Here is a 25,800-nt window from a genome sequence, read left to right on the forward strand (position 1 = left end):
TGGTCCCAGCGGTTCGAGCGGGAGGGCATCGAAGGACTGAATGACCGAAGGCGAAGTGGGCGGCCCAACGAGATACCCGTGGAGATCGTAGAGCGAGTGATCACGGAAGCGACGCGACCGGTGAAACCGAAGAGCCGATGGTCGGTGCGCAGCATGGCTGCCAATGTGGGAATCTCTCCGGACAGCGTGCACCGCATCTGGCGAGAGAATGATCTGAAACCCCATCTGCGCCGGACGTTCAAGGTATCGACCGACAAGGACTTCGATCGCAAGTTCTGGGACGTAATCGGGTTGTATCTGAATCCACCCGGCGGTCCAAACCACGAACGTTTCCTTTCCGGGACCGCGCGGTACGTTCGATCGTGAGAACGAGGTCCATCAGTGTCGCTGCGTTTATACCATCCCCGTCTAAGCCCTCGGTATGCGTGACGCGTACGTCGTCGGTGCGGGCCAATCGAAGTACGGTTCCTTCCCCGACGAGAGTTATCGGTCGTTGTTCCAGACGGCCGTCGAGAACACGGTATCGAGCGTGGACAACGGGATCGAAACCTCGGAGATCGACGAGGCCTACGTCGGGACCCTCGGCGTCGGGGGACGACAGCTCGGACTCTCCGGTCCGGCAGTCACAGAACACGTCGGGATCGCGGGCGTTCCGGTGACCCGCGTTGAGAACGCCTGTGCCGCGTCGGGATACGCGGTCAGGCAGGCCGTCATGGCCGTCCGGGCCGGAATGGCGGACGTCGCGCTCGCCAGCGGCGTCGAGGTGATGACCGATCTGTCGGGCGACGCCGTTCGCTACTGGCTCGGTGTCTCTGGCGAAACCGAGTGGGAGCGGATGAGCGGAACGACCTTCGCCGGCGTCTACGCGCAGATGGCCTCCGCGCATATGCGGGAGTTCGGGACGACGACCGAACAGCTCTCCCACGTCGCTGTCAAGAACCACGCCAACGGCGCGAAGAACCCGAAGGCCCACCTCGGATTCAGCTGTACGCTCGAAGATGCGATGAACGCACCATCCGTCGCCGATCCACTCAACCTCTACCACTGCTGTCCCACGACGGACGGTGCAGCCGCGGCGCTCATCGTCAGCGAGGACGTCGTCGAGCAGTACACCGACACGCCGGTCCGCGTTTCGGGCGTCGGTGCCGCCTCCGATCGCGTCGGACTGTTCCAGCGCGAGACCTACAACTCGGTTCCAGCAGCGAAATCGGCCGGCGAATCCGCCTACGAAGAGGCCGGAATCACGCCGGCCGATCTCGACTTCGCCGAAGTCCACGACTGCTTCGCGATCGCGGAGCTGATGGCCTACGAGGATCTCGGCTTCTGTCCCGCCGGGAAGGCCGGCCCGTACATCGAATCGGGCGCCACCCGTCCCGACGGGGAACTGCCCGTTAACACCTCCGGCGGCCTGAAATCGAAGGGCCACCCGATCGGCGCAACCGGCGCGGGACAGGTCGTCGAGGCGTTCGATCAGCTGACCGGGAGAGCCGGCGATCGGCAGCTCGATGATCCGAGCATCGGCCTAACGCACAACGTCGGCGGATCGGGCGGGGCCGCCGTCGTTCACATCTTCGAGCGGGACGACGAGGTGATCGACGCATGAGTCGCGGTATCGTTTCCGCCGGCGCGTACTCGCCCGAGAACCGCGTCACTGCCGAGGCGTTCGAGGACGCGTGGGGCCGCTTCGATGCCCCGGGCGTCGAGACGAAGGCGGTCCCCGACGCGGACGAGGACGCGCTGACGATGGGCGTCGAGGCCGGCTATCGGGCGATCTCGGTGGCCGGTCGAGCCGCCTCAGAGATTCAAAGAATCTCGTTTGCGACCACGACACCGCCGCTGGCGGAAGAGGACCTGACCGCCAGGATCGGCTCGTATCTCGACGTTCCGACAGCTGCCGATCGGCGGACGTACACTGGAAGCACCCGAGCTGGTATCGACGCGCTACTCGACGCCCTCGACGTCGAGAGGGACACGCTCGTGATCGTCTCCGACTGCCCCGAAGGGGAACCGGACGACAGCCGAGAACACGGTGCCGGGGCAGGTGCCGCCGCCTTCCTCGTCGGTGACGACGCCCCGGCGACGATCGTCGATCGCGCGTCTCACACGGACGTCCGCCCCGGAACGCGGTTCAGAGGACGCGGAGACGCTGACGTCAGCGGAATCGACAGCGGCACCTACGATCGCGCGTCGTTCACCGAACCGGTTTCAGCCGCCGTCGACGCGCTCGGTGCTGACGCCGACGAATTCGACGCGATCGCCCTGCAGGCCCCGAACGGAAAGCTCCCGTACCGAACGGCGCTCGACAGCGGCGCGATCGCGGCCGTCGAGACGGTCTCCTCGCTCGGAGACACCGCAGCGGCCAGCGTCCCGCTGTCGCTCGTCACTGCGTTCGAGGCCGGACAGGATCGGACGCTGGCGGTCGGGTGGGGATCCGGTGCGGGCGCTACGGCGTTCGTCGTCGAAGGGGCCGCCCCGGTCGAATCCTCGCTCGACGGCGACTCGGAACTCGATTATCCGGCCTATCTGCGCCGACGTGGCGACATCGTCGGCGAGAAGCCCGATGGTGGCGCGGCACACGTACCCGTACCGACGTGGCGTCGCGCGGCGGCACAACGACACCGCCACGAATCGGGGCAGTGCTCGGCGTGCGGTGCGGTCGTGTTCCCGCCCGAGGGGGCCTGTCCCGAGTGTCTCGAACTGGTCGATTTCGAGCCCGTAACGCCCGAATCGACCGGAATCGTCGACGCGGCGACGACGATCGGACAGGGTGGCGCGCCGCCGGAGTTCGCCGAACAGCAGGCCAGACAGGGCGCCTTCGGCGTCGCGATCGTTCGGTTCCCGGCCGGGGGCGGTGAGGTGTCGCTCCCGATACAGGTCATCGGCGGAGCGTCGGTCGGTCAGGCGGTTCGTGCCGTTCCACGGCGGATTTACGTCGAGGAGGACGTGCCGCGATACGGACTGAAAGCGTTGCCGCAGTGAACGCGGCGGTGACGAGACGGTAGGCATTTCTTCGGGCCGATTGGAACCATCTGTATGGACAGAAAACGGGCGATGACGAGCGTCGACCTCGCCGCCCTCGTCGGCGAGTTTCGCGAGTACACCGGCGCGGTCGTCGACAAGGCGTATCTCTATGACGACGACTTCGTCCGGTTGAAGATGCGCGATTACGATCGCGGTCGGATCGAACTCGTCATCGAGACGGGGGATCCGAAACGTGCCCACGTCGCCGTTCCCGGACACGTTCCCGACGCTCCCGGCCGCCCGCCGAACTTCGCGATGATGCTCAGAAACCGCATTGCGGGCGCGAACTTCGAGGGCGTCGAACAGTACGGCTTCGATCGCATCCTCACGTTTCGGTTCGAGCGAGAGGACGCGACGACGCTCATCGTCGCGGAGCTGTTCGGCGACGGCAACGTCGCGGTGATGAACGAGGATCGCGAGGTGTTCGACTGTCTCGACACGGTTCGATTGACCTCGCGTACCGTCGCGCCGGGGTCACAGTACGACTATCCCGACGAGCGATTCAGCCCCCTCGACTGTGACTACGAGGCCTTCGCCGCGAAGATGGCCGGATCGGACACCGATCTCGTCCGGACGCTGGCGACGCAACTCAACTTCGGCGGCCTCTACGCCGAGGAACTGTGCACTCGGGCGGGGGTCGAGAAGACGGTCGATATCGAGAATGCGACCGAAGACCACCACGAGGCGCTGTTCGGGGCGCTCGAACGACTCCGGGAACCGATCCTCGAAGGGCGGACTGAGCCTCGGCTCTACGAGGACGACGACGAGCGGGTCGTCGACGCGACGCCGCTTCCCCTCGAAGAGCACGAAGCGGCGGGCTACGTCGCGACGGGATTCGAGAGTTTCAACGGCGCTATTGACGAGTACTTTTACCGGCTCGAAGCCGAGTCGGACGAACCCAACGCGACCGGAAGCGACGGCCCGGACTTCCAATCGGAGATCGAAAAGTACGAGCGGATCATCGAACAGCAGGAGGGGGCGATCGGCGCTTACGACGAACAGGCCGACGAGGAGCAACGGAAGGCCGAATCGCTCTACGGCAACTACGACCTCGTCGACGAGATATGCTCGACGATCGAGTCGGCTCGCGGGGAGGGTGTCCCTTGGGAGGACATCGAAGCGAAGTTCGAAACCGGTGCTGAACAGGGGATCGAAGCGGCCCAAGCCGTCGTCTCGATCGACGCAGCCGAGGGAACGGTGACGATCGATCTCGGGGACGGACATATCGAACTCGATCCGTTCGTCGGCGTCGAAAAGAACGCGGATCGACTCTACACCGAAGCCAAGCGCGTCCGGGAGAAAAAAGAGGGCGCACAGGCCGCGATCGAGGACACGCGCGAGGACCTCGCGGACGTCAAACGACGGCGCGAGGAGTGGGAGCGCGGAGACGAGACGGACGAAAGCGACGACACCGACGACGAGTTCGAGACCGATTACACGACCATGTCGTCGGTGCCGGTGAGATACGACGAAAAGTGGTTCGAACGGTTCCGGTGGTTCCGAACGAGCGACGATTTCCTCGTGTTAGGGGGACGAAACGCCGATCAAAACGAGGAGCTCGTAAAGAAGTATATGGATCCATCGGATCGGTTCTTCCACGCGCAGGCTCACGGCGCGCCGGTCGCGATACTGAAAGCGACGGAACCGGACGAGCCGGCTCGCGACGTCGATATCCCGGATCGAAGCAAACGCGAGGCCGCCCAGTTCGCGGTTTCGTACTCCTCAGTGTGGAAGGACGGCAAGTTCGAGGGCGACGTCTACGAGGTCGGCGCCGACCAGGTGTCAAAGACGCCCGAAAGCGGCGAGTACATCGAGAAAGGGAGCTTCGTCATCCGCGGCGACCGCGAGTACTACCGCGACGTGGCAGTCGGAGTCGCGGTGGGAATCAAGTGCGAACCCGACACACGCGTCATCGGCGGCCCGCCGTTGGCGATCGAATCCGACGCCGAAACGTCGATCCGCCTCGAACCGGGGCAGTACGCCCAAAACGACATCGCGAAACGGCTCTATCGAACCTTCCGTGAGCGATTTACCGATACGAGCTTCGTTCGAAAGATCGCGAGCGCCGACAGGATTCAGGAGTTCTGCCCGCCCGGTGGTAGTCGGATGATCGACGAGTGAGGCGCACGAGCGATCGTCTGGCCGATCGTGGTGGGTCGCATCGCCGGCTTCAGGAGATATAAACCGAACGGGCGTGTCGGCTATGGTATGTTCCGAGAGGCGCTCGGCTATCCGACACGACCGACAGAAGGCGGCCGGTCGGTCATCCTCGGCGGGCTGACGCTGATCGTCGTCGCCGCTTTCGTTTCGCTCACGGGGCTCGGAAGACCATACGCGTATCTCGCGGCCCTCGGCGTCCTCCCGTGGCTGCTCGTTCGCGGCTACTACGTTCGAATCGTCCGGACGACCATCGGCCGCGATCGGCCGACGCCACCCAGGTTCGATGACGCTCGCCGGCTGCTGAAGGACGGCGCGTCGGCGGCGTTCATCGCGGCCGTCTACCTGCTTCCCGGACTCGTGGTTCTCGGGCCGCTGATCGCACTTCAAGTGTTCGGAACCGACATCGCAACGTTTCTGTCCGATCAATCGGTCTCGGAAACGCTCTCCGTTGCCGTCGTCTCGGTCGTGGGTGTCATCGCAATCGGAGCGCTCATGACGCTCATCGGTGCGCTGTACGTCCTCCCGGTCGCTGTCGCTCGATTCGCCCACACCGAAGACATCTGGGCAGCGTTCGAGTTCCGTACTGTCATCTCGGGCGCGGCCACGGAGGACTACGCCATCGCGTGGGGCGTTTCGTTCGTCCTGCAGGCGCTGTTGTTGCCGATCGCGTTCGTCTTTCGGATCTTTCTCCTCGGGTTCTTCCTGCAGTTTCTCGTCGCGTCGGGCGTCCGATACTGTTACGGACAGGGCGTGGGCGCAGCGCTCGGATTGGGCCCGGTGCCGGCGTCGCACGAACGGAGCGATCCAAAGGGTTGGAACCTCCGGCCCGCGGTTACGAAGGTTGGTAGTTCGAATTCCGACGAACGCGTGATCGAGCGTACCGGTGACCGGGACGAACGCCCAGAACCGGCGATCACTCGGATCGACGGCGACTCGTGGATTGAGTGGTCTAACAGGTAGTTGCCGGTCGCCTCCTCAGAAGTCGTCGATCACCGGAATGCCGACCGTTCCGAAGTCGGTCATCGCCGAGAGCTTCTCGTTGACGTCGTCGAGCGCCACCGTCTCCGAAACGACCGCTTTCGGATCGAGCTTTCCGGTCGCGACCATCCGGAAGATCTCGTCGTATCTGCTCGGCGGCATGCCGAGCGATCCGATGAACTCCACCTCGTTCATCACCATCGCGTCGGTCGGTAATGGGATCATACCCTGCTCGTCCTGCGTCGAGAGTCCGATCTGGACGTGCTGGCCGCGCTTATCGACGCTCAAAACCGAGTTCTGACACGTGGTCGCGATACCGAGTGCGTCGACCGAGACGTGAGCACCGCCGTCGGTAATCGCTTCGACGGCCCCCGGCACGTCCTTCGCTTCGTCGGCGTTGACCGTTTCGGTTGCCCCGAGATCGCTCGCCTTCTCCAACTTTTCTTCCTGAAGATCGACCGCGATAACGTTCGCACCCAACGCATCCGCGATGTGGACGGCTGAGAGCCCGACACCACCGCATCCGTGGACGGCGACCCAATCACCGGCTTCGACGTCGGCTCTGTGCGCCAGCGCGTGAAACGAGGTCATGAACCGACAGCCCAATCCCGCCATATCGACCGACGAAACCCCGCTCGGGAGTTCGACCGCGTTGTGGTCGGCGAAGGGCACGTGGAGCTGTTCGGCGAACGCGCCCGGCACTTCCTCGAGGAAGCCGAGCGGCATCCCGTTCTCGCAGTTGTTCCCGTGGCCGGTTCGACACTGCTTGCAACTCCCGTCACCGATGTTGAACGGGACGGCGACGTGATCCCCCTCGCTGATCGAAGTCACGTCTTCACCGACCGCAACGACGCGACCGGCTGGCTCGTGGCCGAGGATCTGCCCCTCTTGCGGTTTGATGTCGAGCCATTCCCAATCGCCCATCCAACCGTGCCAGTCGCTTCGACATATTCCGCAGGCTTCGAGTTCGACGACCGCGCCATGAGGCTCGGGGTCGGGTGTTGGTACGTCCTCGATGGAGAGCGGCTCACCGTGCTCTTTTAGGACAGCTGCTCGCATTACGCATTGTCTATCGTCATCAATGATAATAAATCAATCTGATAGTCTAGCCGGTAAGCCCTCCCAGATAGGAGGGCACTTACGGCTGCCCGACGGTAGCGTCCGTATGCGCATTGCCGATCGCAAGACCGTCGAGGGGGGACGCGAACGGATCACCGTCGTCCCCGAGAGCCTCGACGATCTGTGGCATCTCACCTACATTCTCGAACCGGGCGACGCCGTCGCGGCAGACACCACTCGACGGATCCAGCGCGACGACGACCTCACCCGCGATACGGGCGGACAACGCGAGCCGATGTGGATCCAACTCGAGGTGACCGACGTCGAGTTCGCGAAGTTCGCGAACCGCCTTCGCGTCGGTGGCGAGATTGTCGATTGCTCCCGAGAGGATCAACTCGGCTTTCATCACACGTTCAACGTGGAGGAGTACGACGAACTGACGATCGAGAAGGTCTGGCAGGTCGATCAGCTCGAACGGCTGCAGGAAGCCGTCGAAACGGCCGAACAGCCCGACGTCGCTATAGTCACCGTCGAGGAGGGTGAGGCGCACGTCCACACCGTCGCCCAGTACGGCGTTGAGGAACGGGCGACGATCACCGGGACGACCGGGAAAGGCGAGTATGCCCGTGGCCGCGACGAACTGTTCGACGAACTGGCGTCGATCGTCCGACGGCTCGACGTAGAGGCGATCATCCTCGCGGGGCCCGGCTTCACGAAACAGGACGCGCTCAGCCACATCGAGGACGTCGCCCCCGAAGCTGCCGAGAAGATCCGGATGGTCGATACCGCGAGCGTTGGCGACCGCGGCGTTCACGAGGTGTTGAAACGCGGAGCCGTCGATCGAATCCAGACGGAGACGCGGATCTCGAAGGAGGCCGAACTCATCGACGAGTTGATGGAACAGATCGCCGAGGGAGCCAAGGCCGCCTACGGGATCGACGAAGTAGCCGAAGCCGCCGAATTCGGAGCCATCGAGACGCTGCTCGTTCTCGACGAACGGCTCCGCGAGGAGCGAGCCGGTGAGGGCGGGTGGGCAATCGACGTCAACGACGTCATCGAAAACGTCGAACGGCAGGGCGGCGAAGTGACGGTGTTCTCACACGAGTTCGATCCGGGACAACAGCTCGCGAATCTCGGGGGGATCGCCGCCGTGCTTCGGTATCGGCTGAACTGAGCCAGTCGTTCAGGGGAGCGACTCGACCGCTTCGAACAGCTCGCCGGCATCTCGCCACGTGAGGACGCGTTCGCTAACGGCGTTTTCCAGCATCGTCAGATGCGAGGCGGCCATCCCGTTGTCGTACCGCTCGCGATGTAACGTCGCGTCGTCGTGGACCCGCTCGAGAATCCAGAGACGATCTCGAACGGTCGTTTCCTGGCGACACAGAAATCCGAGTTCCCAGACGTGCCCGCCATCGTACTCTTCGAGGACACCGACGATATGCGAGGGCATCGCCGGGAGGACGTCGGCGTCGTCGAGGAACTCGTCGTCGAACCGGGGGAGCGAGTCCGCGGTTATCGGTACAAGTTCTATCGACTGACGGACGACGCTCGGGAACTGTTCGATAAAAACGACCTGTTTCCGGAGGAGACGTGGCGACGACAGTACTCGCGCGTACAGCGAACCGGCGAAATCAAGGAGCTCGAGTCGAGGCCCCGTCCCTGGGCGGAGTGATCGTCGCTCGCAACCGTCGTCGGTTATCAGTTCGTCCGCCGCAGATCGACCGTCAGCCCGTCGCTCGCGATCCGTACGTCGCCGTCGAACCGTTCTTCGACCGCTTCGGTCATCTCCTCGTGGTGGCCGTTCGTGTGGGGATACAGATGCGTCAGGTACACTCGGCCGATCTCGTGTCCGGATAACACGGAACCCAATCGGCTTGGAGTCGGGTGGTTCTCGACGTCGATCTCGTCCGGAAACGAGCAGTCGTGAGCGAGGACGGCCGATCCGTCCGCGAGGTCCGCAACGGCATCGATCGCTTCGGTATCGCCCGAGAACGTGAATACCGCGTCCTTGCTCTCGAATCGGTACGCGAGACAGTACATCGAGTGGACCGTCTCGACGGCACGGACGTCGTAGCCCGCGACGCCAGTCGCCCCCGGTCCGATCTCTCGAACCGTGAGGTCGATCCGTCCCTGAATGTACTCGTGGACGTCGAAGAGACCATCGAGAAGCGATTCGGTGCCCGCGGGGCCGACGACCGTCAACTCAGTCTCGCCAGCGAGCCACCTGGCCTTCAAAAGCGCCATCAGGTCGGAGACGTGATCGAGATGGTGATGGGTCAAGAGGACCGTCGAGATCCCCTCGTAACCGACGTTCGTCGCCGCGAGGCCATGGAGGACGCCGCTGCCGCAGTCGACGAGCAACGGGTCGGCGTCGCCCTCGGGGTCCTCGATCAGGAGGCCGGTCTGAAACCGTTCGCCCGTTGGCATCGCCGATCCGGTGCCGAGGAAGGTCACGCGCATATCGGATACGTCACGAGCCTCGGGGAAGTATATTGATATCGATTCGGTGTGGCCGGAGGCCAAACCCACTTGCCCTTCCGGGTCGTAACTACCCGTGGATGGGAGAGAGATCGTCGGCGGTCGAGAGCTCGCCCGACGCGTTCGTTCGCGAACTGCTCTCGGACTACGACTTCGACTACGACGCCCAAACGATCGCGCTCGACGACGCGGAGATGTTCTGTCGACTGGGCCGTGACGTACAGGCGTGGTGGATCGATCAGTTCGGCGAGTACGTCCCCGAGAACGGCGGACTGTTCACGCCGCCGCAAAAGGAGGCGATTCCGCTGATCGACGAGGGGACGAACACGCTCGTCTGTGCGCCGACGGGGAGCGGCAAGACGCTCTCGTCGTTCACCGCCATCATCGACGATCTATTCGAGCGCGCCGAGCAAAACGACGACGGTCTCGAAAACAGCGTTTACTGTCTGTACGTGTCGCCGCTGAAATCGCTCGCCAACGATATTCACCGAAATCTGACTGAACCGCTGGAGGGGATCACCGAACGGATGGGTGCGCGGGGTGAATCCGTCGAGATCAGACACGCGATCAGACACGGCGACACGAGCGACGCGGATCGCCAGCGGATGTTAGACGAGACCCCGCACATCCTCAATACGACGCCCGAAACCCTCGCGATCCTTCTCAACAGCCCGAAGTTCAAAAAGAAACTCGAAACCGTCGAGTACGTCGTCGTCGACGAGATACACTCGCTCGCGGAGAACAAACGCGGAACGCACCTGTCGGTGTCGCTCGAACGGCTCGAACGGCTGTGTGAGCGCTCGCCGACGCGGATCGGGTGTTCGGCAACGGTCGAACCGCTCGAGGCCGTCGGGGAGTTTCTGGTCGGGGGGACGCCCGAGACCGGCGAAGACGGCGATCGGGCCGCCGTCGATGGCTGGCGCCCACGCGACTTCGAGATCGTCGACGCCCGATTCGTCCGGGAGTTCGACATCGAGTTGAGCTGTCCGACCGCCGATCTGATACACACCCCGCGAGACGTTATCACGGATCGGTTTTACGCTCAACTCGACGATCTCGTCGCCGAACACACCAACACGCTCGTTTTTACGAACACGAGATCCGGCGCGGAGCGCGTGTTACACAACCTCCGAGAGCGAGGCGACTACGACGAGTCGAACTCCGGGTGCCACCACGGGTCGCTCTCGAAAGAGCGCAGGACCGAAATCGAGGAGGGGCTCAAAAGCGGCTCCTTGGACGTCGTGACGACCTCCACATCGCTCGAACTCGGCATCGATATGCCGCACGTCGATCTCGTCGTACAGGTCGGCTCGCCGAAAAGCGTCGCCGCGCTCTTACAGCGCGTCGGCCGGGCTGGACACCGACTCGGCCGGACGGTGAAGGGACGAGTCATCGCGCTGGATCGCGACGAACTCGTCGAGTGTGCGGTGATGTTGAAAAAGGCGGAGGAGGGATTCGTCGATCGCGTGTTCATTCCCGAGAACGCCCAGGACGTCGCTGCTCAGCAGGTCTACGGGATGGCGATCAACGGCCCTCTCCCCGAAGCGGAGGTCCGTGAGGTTCTCGAAAGCGCCTACCCGTACCGAGGATACACCGACGACCAGTACGAGTCGCTGTTCCGGTACTTGACGGCCGACTACGCCGGAATGGAGGATAAAAACGTCTACGCGAAAGTCTGGCGCGACGGGAACGATCCGCCCGGTGGAGAGCACCACTACGAAGACTTCGAGCCTGGGACTCCCCTCATCGGCAAGCGCGGGCGATTGGCGCGGGTCATCTACATGACCAACATCGGAACTATCCCGGACTCGTTTAGCTGCGACGTGTTCACCCGGGCGGGCGACGAGTGGATCGGCCAACTGGACGAGTCGTATCTCGACACGCTCGAAACCGGAGACGTGTTCGTCCTCGGCGGCACGCGCTACGAGTATCGGTATCGCCGGGGATCGAAAGTGTACGTCGACTCGACGAACGCCCGTCCGACGGTCCCCTCGTGGTTCTCCGAACGGTTGCCGTTGAGCTACGATCTCGGTCGTGAGATCCTGCAGTTTCAGCGGGAACTGCTCGATCGTCTCGACGCCGATGGACCGCCCGAGGTCCGGCGGTGGCTCAGAGGCTTCCCGCTCGACGAGAACACCGTCCGCGCCGTGACGCGGATGTTCGACGCGCAAAAGCGATACGCGGGGAGCGAAAGCGTTTCGACCGACAGACGGCTGCCGATCGAGGTCGAACTCGACCGCGACGACTATCGGCGAAACTACTACGTCCACTCGAATTACGGCCGGCGATTCAACGACGGGTTCTCGCGGCTGCTGGCCTACCGGTGCGCCCAGCAGGCCAACGCGAACGTCAAAGTCGCGGTCGCAGACAACGGGTTTACACTATCGATGCCGCTGAACCGAAAGGTCGATCTCGAACGAATCGTTCGCGATATTCGTCCCGGTGACGTGCGTTCGGACCTTCGGGCGGCGCTCTCGGGGACCGACCTCCTCAAGCGGTACTTCAGGATCAACGCGACGCGGGCACTGATGATCCTCAAGCGCTACAAGGGCTACGAGAAGTCGGCGAGCCAACAGCAGGTGTCGAGCGAGATGTTGCTCGGGTTCGCCGACGAGAAGAATGAATTCGCCGTCATAGAAGAGACCTATCGGGAGATACTGGACGACAAACTGAACGTCGACGCGGTAGAGGCCGCTCTTTCGGCGCTCGAAGCCGGAGAGATGGATAGTTACGTCACACGAGTTGATTCACCGTCACCGCGTGCGTTCGGACTCGCGACGCTCATGGCTAGCGACGTAGTCCTCGCCGAGGACGAATCCGCCGTGCTTCAGGAGTTCCACGATCGCGTGATGGCCGAGATAGGGGAGGAAGACGCGGGCGTCAGTGCGGAGGAGTAACCACCTACTCGACGGTTCCTTTTATACCGCTGACCAGAAAAAAGAGGCCGAATCCGGCCGACACGACGATGGCGATGGCCGCGCCGCCGACGGGGCCTTCGGATTCCGCGGCCGCTGGCCCGAGTCGCACGGCGAGAAACGCGCTCAACGCGATGAATCCCATCCCGATCGCGACGAAGGCGACTCTGCTCGATCGGTCCAACATCAGACGAGAAGAGTATTTAACGCGTCGGGGACGACGAGCACATCGCTTCCGGGATCGACCGCGTCCTCGACGCGTTCGCGAGCGTACATCAAGCAGTCGTCGACCACGTCCGGGGCCTCGCTGTTCGTGATATACACGTCGTGTTCTCTGAGGGTGCGTGCGACGACGAACGCTCGCTGTGCGCCCGGGGCGTAGCCGGTTCGCATCCGATTGTACAGGCTCTCGGCGCTTTCGGCCTCCGAGAGCCACGTATGGAACCGCTGTTCGCCGGTGCCCTCACCGGCACCTTCCGAGAGTTCGGCCGGGATCACGATCCGCCCGCCCTCCCGGAGCGGGTTCTTCGCCCCCAAGGCGACGTAGGTCGCCGCGCGGGTCGTCTGATAGAGGTTCGCGTCCTTCGGCGCGCCGACGCCGGCGATCACGGCGTCGTACTCGCCGTCGACCTCGACCGAGAGTGCGTCACGCGCGCTGTCGACCAGCGTTCGAACGACGTTCCGTGGCTCTCCCGCCGCCACGTCGAGGATTCCCGCTGGCCCGTGGGTGGCGTTGATACAGAACTCGAGTCCACACAACTCACCAGCGGTATCTACCACCTGTCGGAAGGGGTTGTCGTCGATCCGGCCGAGCCTGACGCCGGACTGAGAGAGCATGTCCGGCCCGTGGGTATACCGTATAAGCGATTCTCCGCCCGCGCCGATCGCGACGGTCTTGCCGCCGCCCGAAAAGCCGGCGTACTGGTGCGGTTCGACCATGCCCGTCGCGAGGACTAGATCGGCCGCCGCGACCCGGCGGTTACACTCGATCTCCACGCCGTCCACCTCGCCGGCGGCGATCGTCTCGGCCGGGTCGTGGTTGACCGCGAGAGCCGCGTGCTCGCCCAGCATGGACTCCAACTCGGCGTCGGTCATCGGTCGGTGGAGGCCCAAACCGACGACGACAGTCACCTGATCGCGAGTGATACCCTCCGACCCAAGCGCGGATAGCAAGAGATCCACGAGTTCGCCGTCTGGCGTCGCCCGCGTGACGTCCGTGACGACGATCGCAACCGTGTCGCTGGCCGTGGCTAGCTCCGAAAGCGCCGGGCCGTCGGAATCCGCGATAGCCGCCTCGGCGGCGGTTCGCACGTCGATCGGTTCGCCACCCCGCGGCTCCGCGACGGTCGCCGAACACGCCGGCAACTCGACATCGATTGACCCGTCGCCGAACGGTAATCGGATTTCGTTCATCGACTACCCCTTTATGTTGCAGATCGGCTCGACGCGCACGACCGTACTGCCGATCCCGAGTTCGTCGGAGACGCGTACGACCTCGTCCACGTCTTTATAAACACCGGGAGCCTCCTCGGCGATCGTCGCGCCGCTTTGTGCTTTCACGTACACCCTCCGTTGTCGCAGTTCGTCCCGTACGTCCTCGCCCCAGAACTCGCGTTTCGCCTGCGTTCGACTCATCGACCGCCCGGCCCCGTGCGCCGTCGAGCCGAAGGAGACGTCGAGTGAGTTCTCACCGCCACAGAGGACGTACGAGCCGGCACCCATGCTCCCGGGGATGATGACCGGCTGGCCGACGTCGCGGTAGACCGCCGGAACCTCCGGCCGTCCGGCGGGGAAGGCCCGCGTCGCGCCCTTCCGATGGACGTACAGTTCCGTCGGCTCCCCGTCGACATCGTGAACCTCCTTTTTCGCGATGTTGTGCGCCACGTCGTAGAGCAGTTCCATCCCCAGATCCTCCCACGGCCCTCCGAACACGTCTGCGAACACCGTCCGAGTCCGGTGGGTGATGAGCTGTCGATTGACCCACGCGAAGTTGATCGCCGCACACATCGCCCCGTAGTAGTCCTCCGCGAGCTGAGAACCCGCGGGTGCCGCCGCGAGTTCTCGGTCCGGTAGCTGTGCGAGTAGTCCGCTGTGGGCCTTTTCGATCTCGCGAAGGTACTCCGTACAGAGTTGGTGGCCGAGCCCCCGCGAGCCGCAGTGAATCAAGACGACCACTTGATCCGCTTCGAGGCCGTACGCGGCGGCGGTCGACTCGTCGAAGGCGTCGGTGACGCGCTGAACTTCGAGAAAGTGGTTTCCGGAGCCGAGTGATCCCATCTGGTTTTGGCCGCGGTCCTTCGCTTTTTGTGGCACCGCGTCGGGTATCGCGTCGTCGCGGACCCCGTTGTCCTCGCAGTGTTCCAGGTCGGAGTCGACGGCGTACCCCTCCTCGAGGCACCACTCGACGCCGTGTTCGAGCGCGGCATCGAGTTCGCCGTGGTCCCCGTCGATGACACCACCGCCGCCGAGTCCCGACGGGATCGCCCCGAAGAGCGCGTCGACGAGTTTCTCTTCGCGCCCGCGGAGGTCGTCGTGCGTGAGGTTAGTTTTCAACATCCTGACACCGCAGTTGATGTCGTAGCCGATCGCTCCGGGCGAGATACAGCCCTCCTCGGCGTCGATTCCAGCCACGCCGCCGACTGGAAACCCGTACCCCTGATGGCCGTCCGGCATGCAGATAGCGTACTTTTTGATCCCCGGCAGATGGGTCGCGTTGCGCAACTGCTGGAGCGTCTTGTCCTCTGCGATCTCCTCGAGGAGGCGCTCGCTCGCGAACACCCTCGCCGGAACGCGCATGTCACCTTCTTTCGGGATTTCCCAGACGTGTTCGCGAAGCTTCCGTAGCGTGATATCGCCTGCCTCGAACGTGGTCATACGGGCCGTTCGTCGCCCGCGGTTCAATAGCTTACGCCGCGGTTGACGAGCCGCTTCGATCGGAGGAACGACCGGTCCTCAAGCTCGAACACACGGAGGACGAAACGAGCGTCGAGGCGTGCCTCTCCGGAGATACAAACTCTGCTCGATGCTGGAGTCGGTGCTCCGGCGTAGTGCCGATCGAAACGCCTCATCGATCGATCCGAACGCGGCTGAAACCGAGGTGTCGATGGCGCTGTATTCGGGTGTCTCGTCGTTCGAAGCCCCAGAATTCCTCGGTATGGGCCCCGACGACATCGACGACGGCGCGTTCGTCCCCGCTCATAGGTCCACATCTAGGAGCACGCTAATCAGCGATTCGGTCGCGACGGCCGTGAGGCAGCCGACCCATATCAGCGCGACAAAGTGAAGGAACGCGTTTCCGTAGTGGCCGCCGTCGGCGGTTCGGATCGTCAGCGAGGAGATAACGCCGTTAAAAAGCAAAATGAGGAGCAACAGATATCTGAGAAACGGCACGTTGTACATATCCGTGTGCAAGAGTTGCCCGAAGCTGGCGGCGCCACCCCCGACGTCGAGGTCGAATCCGGACATGATCACTGCGACCTCGAGTCCGGTAAAAAACGCGAACGCTGATGCCGCGCTGATGCCGTACAATAGACCGATGAGTGTCACCGTCACCTGCCGCCGTCGCTCTCTCAACTGAGCGATCTGGTTCATATTCTGGCTGATCAACTCGCCGAGTACCTTCGGGTTACCACCCATCTCACGACCGATGAGGTACATTTCGCTGAACTTCTGGATGATGTACGAATTCGTATCCTCGGCGAAATATCGCCAGGCTCGCTCCGTGTCGATGCGCATGTTCAGCCGCCGATACAGGTCGTTGAGATTCTCGGTCAACGCGCCGAAGTCCTTCCTTCGAAGGGTGCGCAACACCACCGAAGTCGTCGACTGTTTCGCACTCTCGCTGGCTCCGAGCGCCCGGATGAAACTCGGAAACTCGGCGTCTCGATCGACGATGGCGTTTTCTTCTCGGCGAAAGACGAACGCCGGGAACAAAAACGGGAGCGTCGGAATCGCCAGATACAGCGGTGTCGGGATCGATTCCATCGGCACCAACGTGGTAAACGGCGCGACGCCGAACGTGCTCGCGAGCATCGAGAGCACGATGAGTAAAAACCCGGCCACCGCGACTGCCGAACTCCCGACGAGCAGTTGCTTTGACCGCGTTCTGTATCCCTCCTCAACGTACCAGAGCGGATCGTGAGGAACGATCGCGCGGATGACGAGAAAGAACCCGATCTGGACGAACACGAACATGGCGATGACCGCCGCGACCGTCCACGTCGGGTTCGTTCCGGTCAAAATCGGGAGCACGACGGCGAAGACCAACGCGAACGTCATCGAGAGGACCATCGACAGATAGAGATCCTTCATGACGTCGAGATTTTCCAGGGACTGCTCGTAGATCGTGGAGTAATTCTCGATGATGACACTCTGTTCTTCGAAGAGGAAGTCCGACATCTCCTGGCCGGCCCCCAGAGTGTATGCGAGACGGTCGAACAGGTCGGTCAACGAATCGCTTGGAACCTCCTTCGCACGCCGTCGTAAGGCGTCGTCGAGGCTCTGATTCCACGTATCGACGAGTTGGACGACGCGTCTGTTCTCGGCGGTCAACTCGCCGTACTCCTCCTCGTTCGCGAGTTTGCGGAACACCTCCATGCGGTCGATGTTCGTCGTCGAGAGGACGGTCATGTGTGTGACCATCAGATGGAACCGGTTCTCCATCTCGATCCGCCGCCGATCGACTGCAAGCTTCGGATACGCCACGCCGGTGAGGAGAAAAACCGCTCCGAGAACGGGTAACAACACCCGGACGAGAAACAGCGTCTGCCAGACGATCGCGAGAGCGACGGTTCCGATGAAAATCACCGTCGCAGGAAGGAGAACGGCGAGAAGATACTTTTTCGCCTCCATCTCCATCCGATCGTACCCGTCGAGAACCGAGCTTGCGAGTTCAGCCAGCTGAACCGTTCGTCCGGCGGTTCCCATCCCTCAGTTCCTCCGTGGAATTGTGAACGGAAGGCCCTCGATGCCGTCGCGCTGGAACGCTTCGATCGCCTGGTTGACTTCGTGGTATCCGAGAATATCCTCTTCGATCATCCGCTCGATGATGTCCGCGCGGTACTGGAGATCGTCGTAGATCTTCCGCGTGTCCGGGTACCCGAGTAGTTCGGCGATCTGATCTTCCAACACGTAAGAGTTGTTCATCCCCTGGAAGACAATCTCGTCCTCGACGGGGTCCCAGTAGAACACCTGCCGAGTGACGACGCCCTCCATCTCCTTGGAGTAGCCTTCGATCTCCTGCACGCTCGTCACTCGCCGAAGCACGTCGTCACCCTGCTTGACCCGATTCTGGAACAGCGCCACGTCGGCGTTGTCCATGAACGTCTCCGGGACGTTGATCGGTTCACCGGTGAAACGCTGAATCATCGAGACGATGTCCGACGCGTGGAAAGTCAACATTACTGGGTGGCCGGTCTGCGCGGCCTGAAACGCCATCCGCCCCTCTTCACCACGAACCTCGCCCACGATGATGTATTCGGGGCGGGATCGAAGCGCAGCCTCGACGAGGTTGAACATGTCCACGTCCTGTGAATCATCGCCGCCGCCTTCGCGGGTGAGCAGTTGCTGCCAGGTATCGTGCGGCGGCATTACCTCCGCGGTGTCCTCCGCGGAGTAGATCTTCGAGTCTCGGGGAATGAACGACATAATACTGTTTAGCGTCGTCGTCTTCCCCGAGGCCGTCTCGCCGACGACGAAGACCGTCTGTTCGTTCTCGAGACAGAGCCACAGATACGCCGCGAGTTCGGGCGACAGCGTCCCCCAATTCGTGATCTGATTGACCGACAGCGGCACCTCGCTCCCCTGTCGAATGGTGAGGCTCGGACCCTTCAAACTCACGTCGTCGCTGTAGATGACGTTCAATCGTGAGCCGTCCGGGAGCGTCGAGTCGACGATCGGATCGGAGTCGCTCAGCGGATCGCCGATTCGTTCGCCCATGTTCTTGAGCCAGCTATCGAACTCGGCTTCCGTCCCGAAATCGACCGTCGTTTTCAACATGCCGTAGACCTCGTGGTCGACGTAGCACTCGCTCGGGCCGATGACGTGGATGTCCTCGTTGGCCGGATCGCGCATGACCGGTTCGAGCGGTCCCAATCCGACGATATCGCGATTGAGCCGATATCGAATGTTCTCGAACGTCGCCCGCGAGACCTCCCTGATGTTCGGGTCGATCTTGAACCGGATCCGTTCGAGGAGGTCGGTTGGCTTCCTCCCTTCCACCCGTGTCGATTCCGCGAGCAGTTCCTCGATTCGGTCGCCGTATTCGGACTCCTGCGTCGGAGCCTTCTTCGTAACGCTCCGTCGAAGTAGTTCGTCTTTTACCCCTTCGAAAATCCGCATTTCGTCCCCCGAGAGGGTCGGCTCGATCGCGTAGTACTTCATATCGCGGCCGACGTCACCGTAGATGTGACAGTAGATCGGTCCGCCGACGGGGTAGAGGACGTTCGGTCGATTGGTCTCGTACTCGCCGTCGGCCCCCTCTATGAACATGGGGAACTCGCCGGTTATCTGTTTGAATTTCTTCAAATGCTCCCGGAGGTGCGGTCTGTTTGCCGCGGCCTGTCTGAGTTCCCCGGACGGTTTGACCGTTCCATGTTCGGTCATTATCAGGCGACACTTCGGCTTTCGATGACGATCCCGGTCCCCGATCGGACGGAGTATCCGATCGTGTCCCCGACCTGTTCGCCCATGCCCGCGAACCGCTTGACAGAGATCTGCCGTCGGACGTCGTTACCGACTTCGATCATTTCGAGTTCCAGAAAGACGTCCGCGATCGCCCTGAACGGCCCGATCGCGTCACCGTCGACCGTCGACGGATCGACAGTCAGGACGATGATCTTCCCCTCCGAGATCACGTCGCGGAAAAAGGAGATTATCTCCAGTGCGGCTTGTCGCTCCTCGTTTTTGCGGATCAACGCCTCGAACGTCGGGTCGTTTCGAAGGATTGCATCGAACGTGTCGATAACGATCACGTCGGCCATCCACATCGTCTTTGCCTCCATCAGTCTGGTGAGGAGATCCATTCGACTCTCGGCGCCACCATTTGAGAGGACGCCTCCGGTTTCGAGGTTGGCGTGCAGGAACAACAGCCGTTCGTTGAGGACGTGGTCGACGACGTCGTACGAAAGCGAGTGCATCTGATCGAGGAAGCCGCCGATGGTCAGTTCCGTCGAGAGAATGCTCACAGTCGTTTCCTCCTGGCAGAATCCATAGGCCAGCCGCTGAGAGACCGCGCTCTTGCCGGCACCGTAATCACCCTCGATGAGGACGATGCTTCCGCGTGGAATCCCCCCACCGAGTTCTTTGTTCAGTCGGTCGTGATCATCGAGTCCGAGCGATCGTATGTTTCGTATGTGTTGCATGATGTCACGTCACTCTACGTGGTCTTCGCGCCAGTCGAATCGCTCGTCGATCCGTTTTTGCTGCTCGGGGCGATCCGGTGGACGGTTTCGCGGAGTTCGGCGTTCATCCGATCCGTTGAGCTCACGCCCGCCGTCGGATTCGACGACATCTGGGTTCACCGACTCTGGCCCGTTCGAATCGAACGATCGTTCGGAATAGCGTTCGCTTTGCCCCATACCGCTTCTCGCCTTCAGCCCCCATCGATCGTTTCGCCCGTCGAATGCGACCATCCCCATGTCCGGATTCGCGATTCGGCTGATGTATCGGAGGCTCGTGTTGTGATGGTCTACAGTCAACGAGGACTGAGGGTCCGGATCGTCCTCGACTCCGCAGCCGAAGCCGTTCAAGAACGTCTGGAGCGCGTCGGCGGCCGCAGCATCCAGCCACTCGATCGTCTCGTAGTACGCGATCGTACGAGCCGCCCCGTCGACGCCACCCTCTCCGACGAGGAATTCGAGCCAGTCCATGACGACGATGTCGGCGGCGTACCCCGACGGCAGCGCTTCGAGGTAGGGCTTTCCGCCGTCGGTCGGCGAACCGGTACCGACCGTCGACGAGTCCGCTTCGTCACGGTCATCGAGGTTCGGATCGGGAGCAGATGTATCGAAATCCGAATCGACGTCACGGATACCCGGATCGTCAGTTTCGGCGGTCGCCAATCCGTCAGCGTCCGTGACCGCTTCTTCGTTGTCGTCCCACTCCGTTTCCCCGGAATCGTATTCCGCTTTCAGTTCCTCGAAGGACTTTCCGCCGCCCCCGCTTTCCCCATCGTCGTCGAACTCCTCGTCCGTCTTACCGTCGTCGAACTCTTCGGCGTCGTCTTCACCCTCCTCGCCCTCAAAATCCTCGTCGAAGAACTCGTCGGCGCTCGCGTCGGCGACCGAACTATCGAGCTCGTCACCGATGTCGCTTTCGTCGACGAACGGGTTCACCCCTCGCGTCACCATCTCGTACACTTCGAGGAGCTTTCGGACGTTCTCTTCGACGTTTCCGACGGATTCACTTATCTGGTCGTTCTCGCTTTTGACCGTGTTGACCGTCGAGGAGAGCGATGCGACCTCGTTTTCGAGTTCGTCGATCCGGTTATCAACCTCGGCGGAGGTCGCACCGTCGTTGCCGTCCATCTCGTCGAAGTCCGTGTCGCCACCCATCAGGTCGTCACCGCCACCCATCAGGTCGTCATCGCCGTCGGCGAAGAGCCCCCCGTCCATGTCATCCACGTCACTCTCCTCGGAATCGCCCTCGTCATCGCCGCCGCCAAGTAGGTTATCGATCATTGTGAGTTCCTCGTATAGTCCGGGCCGGTGTCGGTTACGCGCCGATACCCCGCGCCGACACCCGTTTCGGCTCGCCCGAAAGCGGAAGTTCGCCCGCAGCCATGTTGCTACCGGCTACGACCATATTCACTAATTAAGTTTGGGGCGTTTCAATCCCCGTGTCGCCGAAAGAATCGAACGTAGATCCGATCGCTGTATGTGTGTTTTTCGGCGCCACCGACGAAACCGGCCGTCGGGATCCCCCCAGACCACCTATATAAGTAAGTCACCGCCACATCCGTCAGTGACGGAACAGGTGAACGGCGCCGTCGTCCAGGACGAAACAGTATCGTGAGCCGTCGTTTTCCGGGAAGGAGACGGACCGCCGTCGGTTGAGAACACTCGCGCGAACCGGGAGCCACAGGCGGGGCACTCGACGCCGGACATCGAACGCGGTCATCTCTAGTTCCTCCCGCGGTTCTCCGATCGGTTCTCACTGCCCCATCCGGCGTGCGCGAGGATGACGTGATCCGTCGGTGGCCGACGGCGATAGACGATCACCCAGCCGAGTGCACCGATGGCCCACACGAGGAGCGAAAGCGCCGCGAAACCCCCCTTCGCGATCGCGCTCGCGATCACGTGAATCCGTCCGAGACCCCCAACGAGCGTCCCGAGAAAGATCCCGACGATGAGGGGCCAAAGCAGCGACCCGCCCCCGGGGCGGAACAGCAATACCAGTGCGGTGATAGCGACCGGATACGTCACGAGCGCCGTCCTGAACTGGTTTCTGAACGGGCGACTCTCCTCACGGGGAAACAGGACGATGCCTGCCGCGACGATCGCGACGGTCCCGACGGTACCGGCCCAGAGGACGGCCGTCGGTTCACTGCCGAGAATTGGTGCGTAGAGTTCCGTGATCGACGTCGTCGTCGAGACCGGCTCTCTCGCGAGCATCCAGACGAAATAAAAGGCGGTGAGCCACGTCAAAACGACCGTATCGATGAGATATTCGACGGTGAGCTCGCTCAGTCCGATCCGGAGGATACGGTGTGCGAGCGCCAGCGACGAAAACAGCGCGTACGTCGTAAACATGAGCGTCAGCCAGTCGCCACCGACGATGACGTCGTCGAGACGGCCGCTCGCGGTGCCGACGATGTAATACCCCAACCACAGGTACGGGACTGCAACGAGAACCGTCGCCGTGCTCCGCCCCGGCGCCGCTACGAGCGCCGAGAGTACCGCCCGCCCGCCTCTCCGAACCGACGGTACCCGCCCGAAGTACCCTGTTGTTCCATCGGTTGCCGATCCCGTCGCCATGCCCGTACTATCGAACGCCGGCTCAAAGGGGTTCGGGTCGTTTCAGCCGCGGAAACGACGGCGTTCGAACGACCAGTCGTCGACACGTGAATCACGATCGATGGCTACACGGACGTGGGATCAAAAGTGCGTGTATGAACGGACGCCGCGTGTGGGTTTCGCTCGACGGTACGCCACGCCTCGGGACGGTCACGCGACACACGTACACGGTCCGAACCGGCGCGCCGCTCTTGGCGGTCGAACTGGACGAACCGGTCGACGGAACGGAATCGGTCGGCGTCAATCCCGACGTGGACGACGTGCTCTTCGAGGACGAATAGCGATCGGGGCCTCAGTCTTTCCGCTTAACGACGTCGCCGAGGGTGGTTCCGCCGGTCGAGGAACTGCCGGACCACTCTGGGTCGTCTTCGGATCCGCCCATCGTGAGATCGATGCCCAATGCTCGCTCCAACTTTCGCTGGATGCTATCGCTCGGGAGGACGTCGCCGCGCTCCAACTTACGGATGAGACTCGCCTTCTCGTTGAGCTGTTTTGCGAGCTCCTCTTGCGTCAGTTCCTCCGACTCACGGGCGCTCCGGATTCGCTCGTCGTAGTCTTGGACGACCTCGTCCATCTCGTCGAACATGTCGCGGCGGCTGCCGCCACCACCGCCACCGCCACCGCCGCCGGACGTCCCGGACGATCCGCGTGAGGATGACGACGACCCCGATCCCGACGAGGACGACGTCGAGTACTTCGTCGACGTCGAGGACGTCTGCTCCGTCCGGATCTCCGTCCCAAAGTCGGCGCAATCGTCGCACACCTCGAGTTCGGCACCCTCGATCTTGACCGTCTTCGGCGACCCCGTTTCGGTGCCGCACATCTCACACTGGACCATACCGGGACGTACCGCGTCGGCACAGAAGGGTTTTCCGCCTGCGCCGTCGCAATCGTCCTCTCAATCGAGCGCGTTCATCGACCCGTAAAATCGCTGGACTGCGGTCAAATGCCCCACCGCAGCCAAGAAGACGAGGAGCCACCCGACGAGGGGCAGACCGGCGAACGTAGTGGTGACGACAGCGGACACGGCGGTCACAACGCCGATGATCGCGAGCCGGTCCGCGCGACCGACGAGGCCACCATAGACCCGGTCGAGGCCGACTGCCTGTGCCTGGGTTCCGAGGTACGACGTCATCAGGACGCCCGTGATCGCGAGAAAGCCGATGAGGAACGATTCGACCCCTGCGGCGAGACCGGCGATGATGACGATATCGGCGTATCGGTCGAGAACGTGGTCCAACAGATCACCGGACATCGAGTCCGTCCCCTGCCGGCGTGCCAGGGCACCGTCGAGGAGGTCCAGCCAGCCGTTCAGGAAGACGAGAAGCGCCCCGACGACGTAGAGCATCGGTGCCGGGCCGTATCCCGAGAGTTGTGTTCCGGCAACTGCATAGCATGCCCCCGCGAAAACGGCGAATCCGAACGCGATGGTGCTGATTCCGTCGGGGGTGAGGCCGATCCGATCCGCGCCCGTAACGAACGGCTCGAGGAACCGTTCCGCCATGGGACGGAGTCCGTCGAGCGTCATAGGTACTCCGTGAAGTCGACCGTTCCGGCCGACGGAGAGCGCTCGCCCCTGAGAACCGCTTCGATATCGGCGGCGACTGACTCCGGCGCTCGATTCGTGGTGTCTATCTCGTAGACCGATTCCACGCCGTGTCGATCGACGGCCTCCGAGAGGATCACGTCGAGCGCCTCCGCCTCGGCGTTTTCGGCCGCCTTTTCGGCAGATTCACCGCGTTCGAGCAACCGAGATTCGAGGACGGCTGGCCGACAACGCAACACGATCGCTCGGTCAGCGTCCAGGTGGTGAGCGAGGTGTGATTCGATGAGTAGGTCATCACGGTCGGCGAGTCTGTCGGCGACCCCATCGAGGTCGACGATGAGGCTGTCGCGTTCCTCGTCCGTCCCACTCGTCAATCCCTCCTCACGGACGAGGTCGTTGAGATTCACGACTTCGAGGTGAGTATCGACGAGCGCAGTCGCAGACGTCTTTCCGACGCCCGGCGTACCGGTCACTGCGACCCTCATAAGAGGTCGTTGAGCACCTCCACTGCCCGCTTCGTCTCCTCACGGGTCCCGCAGGTGATTCGGATACACTCGGGGAGGCCGAACGACGTGGTATCGCGGACGATGATGCCGTCGCGCTGGGCCGCTTCGGTAATCTCTCTGCCGTCTCCGACCTCACAGAGCACGAAGTTCCCGGCGCTCTCCCAGGTCGGTCCCTCGAACGTCTCGTAGATGTACTCTCTGGTCCACGCGGCCGTCTCGACGGTCTGCTCGATATGGCCGTCGTCGTCGAGCGCTGCCAATCCAGCCCGACAGGCGATTTCGGACGCCGCGAAGGGGGTGTTCACACGTGCGTACGCGGCGGCCCACGCTTCGGGGACGACCGCGAACCCAAGTCGGAGTCCGGCCAATCCGTAGGCCTTCGAGAAGGTCCGAATGACAGCGACGTCGTCGCGACCGTCGATGAGTTCGATCGCCGACGGCGAATCGGAGTACTCCACGTACGCCTCGTCGACGACGACGAGCGTCTCTTTCTCGGTCTCGGACGCGATGGTCCCGATGTCCGAGATGGAGACCTCGCTGCCGGTGGGATTGTGTGGACTCGTGAGATAGACGATCCGCTCCCCGTCGTAGTGGTGCAAGACGGTTTCGGCCGACTGTTCGAAGTCGTCCGCCTTCCGTATCGGATACGTACGCACCGAGCCGTGGTGATATCGCGAACTCATCCCGTAGTAGGCGAACCCGGGATCCGGGATGAGGACTTCCTCGCCGGGACGTAACATCGCTCGAGAGAGACAATCGATGGCACCGTCCCCCCCCGCGGCGAGCCATATCTGTCCGGGGACGACGTCGTGACGCTCGGCGAGTCGTTCTCTGAGATCAGCGGCCGAGGATTTCGGATAGCTGTGCACTGACGGTGCGCGCGCTTTGATCGCGTCGACCGCCTTCGGGGCGGGACCGAACGCGTTCTCGTTCGAGGAGAGTTTCACGAGGTCGGCGGGATCGAGGCCCAACTCCCGGGCCACTTCCTCGATCCCACGACCGGCCTCGTAGGCGACGTGATCAGACAGGTCCCGTGGTTGCATGGATGGATCAAGCGGTCCACAGGTCTTAAAACGTGCTCAACAAGAGGCGGGGTCGGCGACTCGGTGCCAACGCTTATCATT

Annotated in this window: 23 protein-coding genes and 1 pseudogene; 9 read left to right on the forward strand and 15 right to left on the reverse strand. The window is 62.7% G+C overall.

What is annotated here, in order from left to right; all coding sequences use genetic code 11:
* The 5 genes and pseudogenes from R6U53_RS09985 to R6U53_RS10005 all read left to right on the forward strand — a co-directional run.
* Window positions 1–309: pseudogene (locus R6U53_RS09985) on the forward strand (helix-turn-helix domain-containing protein); the annotation flags it as partial.
* 112 nt (window positions 310–421) lie between these two features.
* On the forward strand, window positions 422–1,603 hold the full coding sequence (locus R6U53_RS09990; RefSeq protein ID WP_410322215.1) for a thiolase domain-containing protein: 1,182 nt from the start codon (window positions 422–424) through the stop codon (window positions 1,601–1,603).
* The gene (locus tag R6U53_RS09995) at window positions 1,600–2,979 is read left to right on the forward strand and encodes a zinc ribbon domain-containing protein (RefSeq protein ID WP_410322216.1); all 1,380 of its coding nucleotides are present in this window, start codon (window positions 1,600–1,602) and stop codon (window positions 2,977–2,979) included. The genes R6U53_RS09990 and R6U53_RS09995 overlap by 4 nt, the downstream gene beginning before the upstream one ends.
* Window positions 2,980–3,033: 54 nt before the next feature.
* Window positions 3,034–5,142, forward strand: coding sequence for a ribosome rescue protein RqcH (gene rqcH, locus R6U53_RS10000; protein WP_410322217.1), 2,109 nt, complete (start codon window positions 3,034–3,036; stop codon window positions 5,140–5,142).
* An 87-nt stretch (window positions 5,143–5,229) separates the two neighbouring features.
* Window positions 5,230–6,141 carry a DUF4013 domain-containing protein gene (locus R6U53_RS10005; protein ID WP_410322218.1) on the forward strand — a complete coding sequence of 304 codons (912 nt, stop codon included), beginning with the start codon at window positions 5,230–5,232 and terminating at the stop codon, window positions 6,139–6,141.
* Window positions 6,142–6,156: 15 nt separating this feature from the next.
* On the opposite strand, the gene R6U53_RS10010 is transcribed toward R6U53_RS10005, so the two are convergent.
* The gene (locus R6U53_RS10010; RefSeq protein ID WP_410322219.1) at window positions 6,157–7,218 is read right to left on the reverse strand and encodes a zinc-dependent alcohol dehydrogenase family protein; all 1,062 of its coding nucleotides are present in this window, start codon (window positions 7,216–7,218) and stop codon (window positions 6,157–6,159) included.
* A 106-nt stretch (window positions 7,219–7,324) separates the two neighbouring features.
* On the opposite strand from R6U53_RS10010, the gene R6U53_RS10015 reads away from it, so the two are divergent.
* The gene (locus R6U53_RS10015) at window positions 7,325–8,392 is read left to right on the forward strand and encodes an mRNA surveillance protein pelota (RefSeq protein ID WP_410322220.1); all 1,068 of its coding nucleotides are present in this window, start codon (window positions 7,325–7,327) and stop codon (window positions 8,390–8,392) included.
* 9 nt (window positions 8,393–8,401) lie between these two features.
* On the opposite strand, the gene R6U53_RS10020 is transcribed toward R6U53_RS10015, so the two are convergent.
* A complete protein-coding gene (locus tag R6U53_RS10020; protein ID WP_410322221.1) occupies window positions 8,402–8,668 on the reverse strand; it encodes a hypothetical protein in 267 nt (88 codons plus the stop codon).
* On the opposite strand from R6U53_RS10020, the gene R6U53_RS10025 reads away from it, so the two are divergent.
* Window positions 8,657–8,890 (forward strand): hypothetical protein, encoded by a 234-nt coding sequence (locus tag R6U53_RS10025; RefSeq protein ID WP_410322222.1) that lies wholly within the window; start codon window positions 8,657–8,659, stop codon window positions 8,888–8,890. The genes R6U53_RS10020 and R6U53_RS10025 overlap by 12 nt on opposite strands.
* 26 nt (window positions 8,891–8,916) lie before the next feature.
* Here R6U53_RS10025 and R6U53_RS10030 read toward each other — a convergent pair whose 3' ends face one another.
* Window positions 8,917–9,678 (reverse strand): MBL fold metallo-hydrolase, encoded by a 762-nt coding sequence (locus tag R6U53_RS10030; RefSeq protein WP_410322223.1) that lies wholly within the window; start codon window positions 9,676–9,678, stop codon window positions 8,917–8,919.
* Window positions 9,679–9,776: 98 nt separating this feature from the next.
* On the opposite strand from R6U53_RS10030, the gene R6U53_RS10035 reads away from it, so the two are divergent.
* Window positions 9,777–12,593, forward strand: a complete 2,817-nt coding sequence (locus R6U53_RS10035; RefSeq protein ID WP_410322224.1) for an ATP-dependent helicase — start codon at window positions 9,777–9,779, stop codon at window positions 12,591–12,593.
* Between the two features lie 4 nt (window positions 12,594–12,597).
* Here the strand turns inward: R6U53_RS10035 and R6U53_RS10040 are convergent, their stop codons facing one another.
* The 8 genes from R6U53_RS10040 to R6U53_RS10075 form a co-directional block, all read right to left on the reverse strand.
* On the reverse strand, window positions 12,598–12,798 hold the full coding sequence (locus tag R6U53_RS10040; protein ID WP_410322225.1) for a hypothetical protein: 201 nt from the start codon (window positions 12,796–12,798) through the stop codon (window positions 12,598–12,600).
* Window positions 12,798–14,015: a lactate racemase domain-containing protein gene (locus R6U53_RS10045; protein ID WP_410322255.1), complete on the reverse strand. Its 1,218-nt coding sequence runs from the start codon at window positions 14,013–14,015 to the stop codon at window positions 12,798–12,800. Before R6U53_RS10045 ends, R6U53_RS10040 begins: the two co-directional genes overlap by 1 nt.
* A 12-nt stretch (window positions 14,016–14,027) precedes the next feature.
* On the reverse strand, window positions 14,028–15,485 hold the full coding sequence (locus tag R6U53_RS10050; RefSeq protein ID WP_410322226.1) for an RtcB family protein: 1,458 nt from the start codon (window positions 15,483–15,485) through the stop codon (window positions 14,028–14,030).
* A 321-nt stretch (window positions 15,486–15,806) separates the two neighbouring features.
* A complete protein-coding gene (gene flaJ, locus R6U53_RS10055) occupies window positions 15,807–17,537 on the reverse strand; it encodes an archaellar assembly protein FlaJ (protein WP_410322227.1) in 1,731 nt (576 codons plus the stop codon).
* 3 nt (window positions 17,538–17,540) lie between these two features.
* Window positions 17,541–19,214: a type II/IV secretion system ATPase subunit gene (locus tag R6U53_RS10060; RefSeq protein WP_410322228.1), complete on the reverse strand. Its 1,674-nt coding sequence runs from the start codon at window positions 19,212–19,214 to the stop codon at window positions 17,541–17,543.
* A gap of 2 nt (window positions 19,215–19,216) precedes the next feature.
* Window positions 19,217–19,972: an ATPase domain-containing protein gene (locus R6U53_RS10065; protein ID WP_410322229.1), complete on the reverse strand. Its 756-nt coding sequence runs from the start codon at window positions 19,970–19,972 to the stop codon at window positions 19,217–19,219.
* Between the two features lie 9 nt (window positions 19,973–19,981).
* On the reverse strand, window positions 19,982–21,289 hold the full coding sequence (locus R6U53_RS10070; protein ID WP_410322230.1) for a FlaD/FlaE family flagellar protein: 1,308 nt from the start codon (window positions 21,287–21,289) through the stop codon (window positions 19,982–19,984).
* Between the two features lie 441 nt (window positions 21,290–21,730).
* A complete protein-coding gene (locus R6U53_RS10075; protein WP_410322231.1) occupies window positions 21,731–22,585 on the reverse strand; it encodes a hypothetical protein in 855 nt (284 codons plus the stop codon).
* Window positions 22,586–22,719: 134 nt separating this feature from the next.
* Here R6U53_RS10075 and R6U53_RS10080 point away from each other — a divergent pair, with 134 nt between their 5' ends.
* The gene (locus R6U53_RS10080) at window positions 22,720–22,905 is read left to right on the forward strand and encodes a hypothetical protein (RefSeq protein WP_410322232.1); all 186 of its coding nucleotides are present in this window, start codon (window positions 22,720–22,722) and stop codon (window positions 22,903–22,905) included.
* A gap of 11 nt (window positions 22,906–22,916) precedes the next feature.
* Here the strand turns inward: R6U53_RS10080 and R6U53_RS10085 are convergent, their stop codons facing one another.
* The 4 genes from R6U53_RS10085 to hisC are packed head-to-tail and all read right to left on the reverse strand — an operon-like array spanning window position 22,917 to window position 25,719.
* Window positions 22,917–23,462, reverse strand: a complete 546-nt coding sequence (locus R6U53_RS10085) for a multiprotein bridging factor aMBF1 (RefSeq protein WP_410322233.1) — start codon at window positions 23,460–23,462, stop codon at window positions 22,917–22,919.
* A gap of 60 nt (window positions 23,463–23,522) precedes the next feature.
* Window positions 23,523–24,152 (reverse strand): CDP-alcohol phosphatidyltransferase family protein, encoded by a 630-nt coding sequence (locus tag R6U53_RS10090; RefSeq protein ID WP_410322234.1) that lies wholly within the window; start codon window positions 24,150–24,152, stop codon window positions 23,523–23,525.
* Window positions 24,149–24,655, reverse strand: a complete 507-nt coding sequence (locus R6U53_RS10095; protein ID WP_410322235.1) for an adenylate kinase family protein — start codon at window positions 24,653–24,655, stop codon at window positions 24,149–24,151. The genes R6U53_RS10090 and R6U53_RS10095 overlap by 4 nt, the downstream gene beginning before the upstream one ends.
* Window positions 24,652–25,719: a histidinol-phosphate transaminase gene (gene hisC / locus R6U53_RS10100; RefSeq protein WP_410322236.1), complete on the reverse strand. Its 1,068-nt coding sequence runs from the start codon at window positions 25,717–25,719 to the stop codon at window positions 24,652–24,654. The genes R6U53_RS10095 and hisC overlap by 4 nt, the downstream gene beginning before the upstream one ends.
* Between the last annotated feature and the right edge of the window lie 81 nt (window positions 25,720–25,800).

Source organism: Natronomonas sp., from assembly GCF_046483325.1.
In the GTDB taxonomy this organism is placed as follows: domain Archaea; phylum Halobacteriota; class Halobacteria; order Halobacteriales; family Haloarculaceae; genus Natronomonas.

Coding starts and splice junctions, on each gene's coding strand:
- R6U53_RS10020 (WP_410322221.1), bottom strand. CDS start 8,668: ATGCCCTCGCATATCGTCGGTGTCCTCGAAGAGTACGATGGCGGGCAC.
- R6U53_RS10025 (WP_410322222.1), top strand. CDS start 8,657: ATGCGAGGGCATCGCCGGGAGGACGTCGGCGTCGTCGAGGAACTCGTC.
- R6U53_RS10065 (WP_410322229.1), bottom strand. CDS start 19,972: ATGCAACACATACGAAACATACGATCGCTCGGACTCGATGATCACGAC.
- R6U53_RS10035 (WP_410322224.1), top strand. CDS start 9,777: ATGGGAGAGAGATCGTCGGCGGTCGAGAGCTCGCCCGACGCGTTCGTT.
- R6U53_RS10060 (WP_410322228.1), bottom strand. CDS start 19,214: ATGACCGAACATGGAACGGTCAAACCGTCCGGGGAACTCAGACAGGCC.
- flaJ (WP_410322227.1), bottom strand. CDS start 17,537: ATGGGAACCGCCGGACGAACGGTTCAGCTGGCTGAACTCGCAAGCTCG.
- R6U53_RS10070 (WP_410322230.1), bottom strand. CDS start 21,289: ATGATCGATAACCTACTTGGCGGCGGCGATGACGAGGGCGATTCCGAG.
- R6U53_RS09990 (WP_410322215.1), top strand. CDS start 422: ATGCGTGACGCGTACGTCGTCGGTGCGGGCCAATCGAAGTACGGTTCC.
- R6U53_RS10050 (WP_410322226.1), bottom strand. CDS start 15,485: ATGACCACGTTCGAGGCAGGCGATATCACGCTACGGAAGCTTCGCGAA.
- rqcH (WP_410322217.1), top strand. CDS start 3,034: ATGGACAGAAAACGGGCGATGACGAGCGTCGACCTCGCCGCCCTCGTC.
- R6U53_RS10010 (WP_410322219.1), bottom strand. CDS start 7,218: ATGCGAGCAGCTGTCCTAAAAGAGCACGGTGAGCCGCTCTCCATCGAG.
- hisC (WP_410322236.1), bottom strand. CDS start 25,719: ATGCAACCACGGGACCTGTCTGATCACGTCGCCTACGAGGCCGGTCGT.
- R6U53_RS10075 (WP_410322231.1), bottom strand. CDS start 22,585: ATGGCGACGGGATCGGCAACCGATGGAACAACAGGGTACTTCGGGCGG.
- R6U53_RS10090 (WP_410322234.1), bottom strand. CDS start 24,152: ATGACGCTCGACGGACTCCGTCCCATGGCGGAACGGTTCCTCGAGCCG.
- R6U53_RS10040 (WP_410322225.1), bottom strand. CDS start 12,798: ATGTTGGACCGATCGAGCAGAGTCGCCTTCGTCGCGATCGGGATGGGA.
- R6U53_RS10095 (WP_410322235.1), bottom strand. CDS start 24,655: ATGAGGGTCGCAGTGACCGGTACGCCGGGCGTCGGAAAGACGTCTGCG.
- R6U53_RS10030 (WP_410322223.1), bottom strand. CDS start 9,678: ATGCGCGTGACCTTCCTCGGCACCGGATCGGCGATGCCAACGGGCGAA.
- R6U53_RS10005 (WP_410322218.1), top strand. CDS start 5,230: ATGTTCCGAGAGGCGCTCGGCTATCCGACACGACCGACAGAAGGCGGC.
- R6U53_RS10080 (WP_410322232.1), top strand. CDS start 22,720: ATGAACGGACGCCGCGTGTGGGTTTCGCTCGACGGTACGCCACGCCTC.
- R6U53_RS10015 (WP_410322220.1), top strand. CDS start 7,325: ATGCGCATTGCCGATCGCAAGACCGTCGAGGGGGGACGCGAACGGATC.
- R6U53_RS10085 (WP_410322233.1), bottom strand. CDS start 23,462: ATGGTCCAGTGTGAGATGTGCGGCACCGAAACGGGGTCGCCGAAGACG.
- R6U53_RS09995 (WP_410322216.1), top strand. CDS start 1,600: ATGAGTCGCGGTATCGTTTCCGCCGGCGCGTACTCGCCCGAGAACCGC.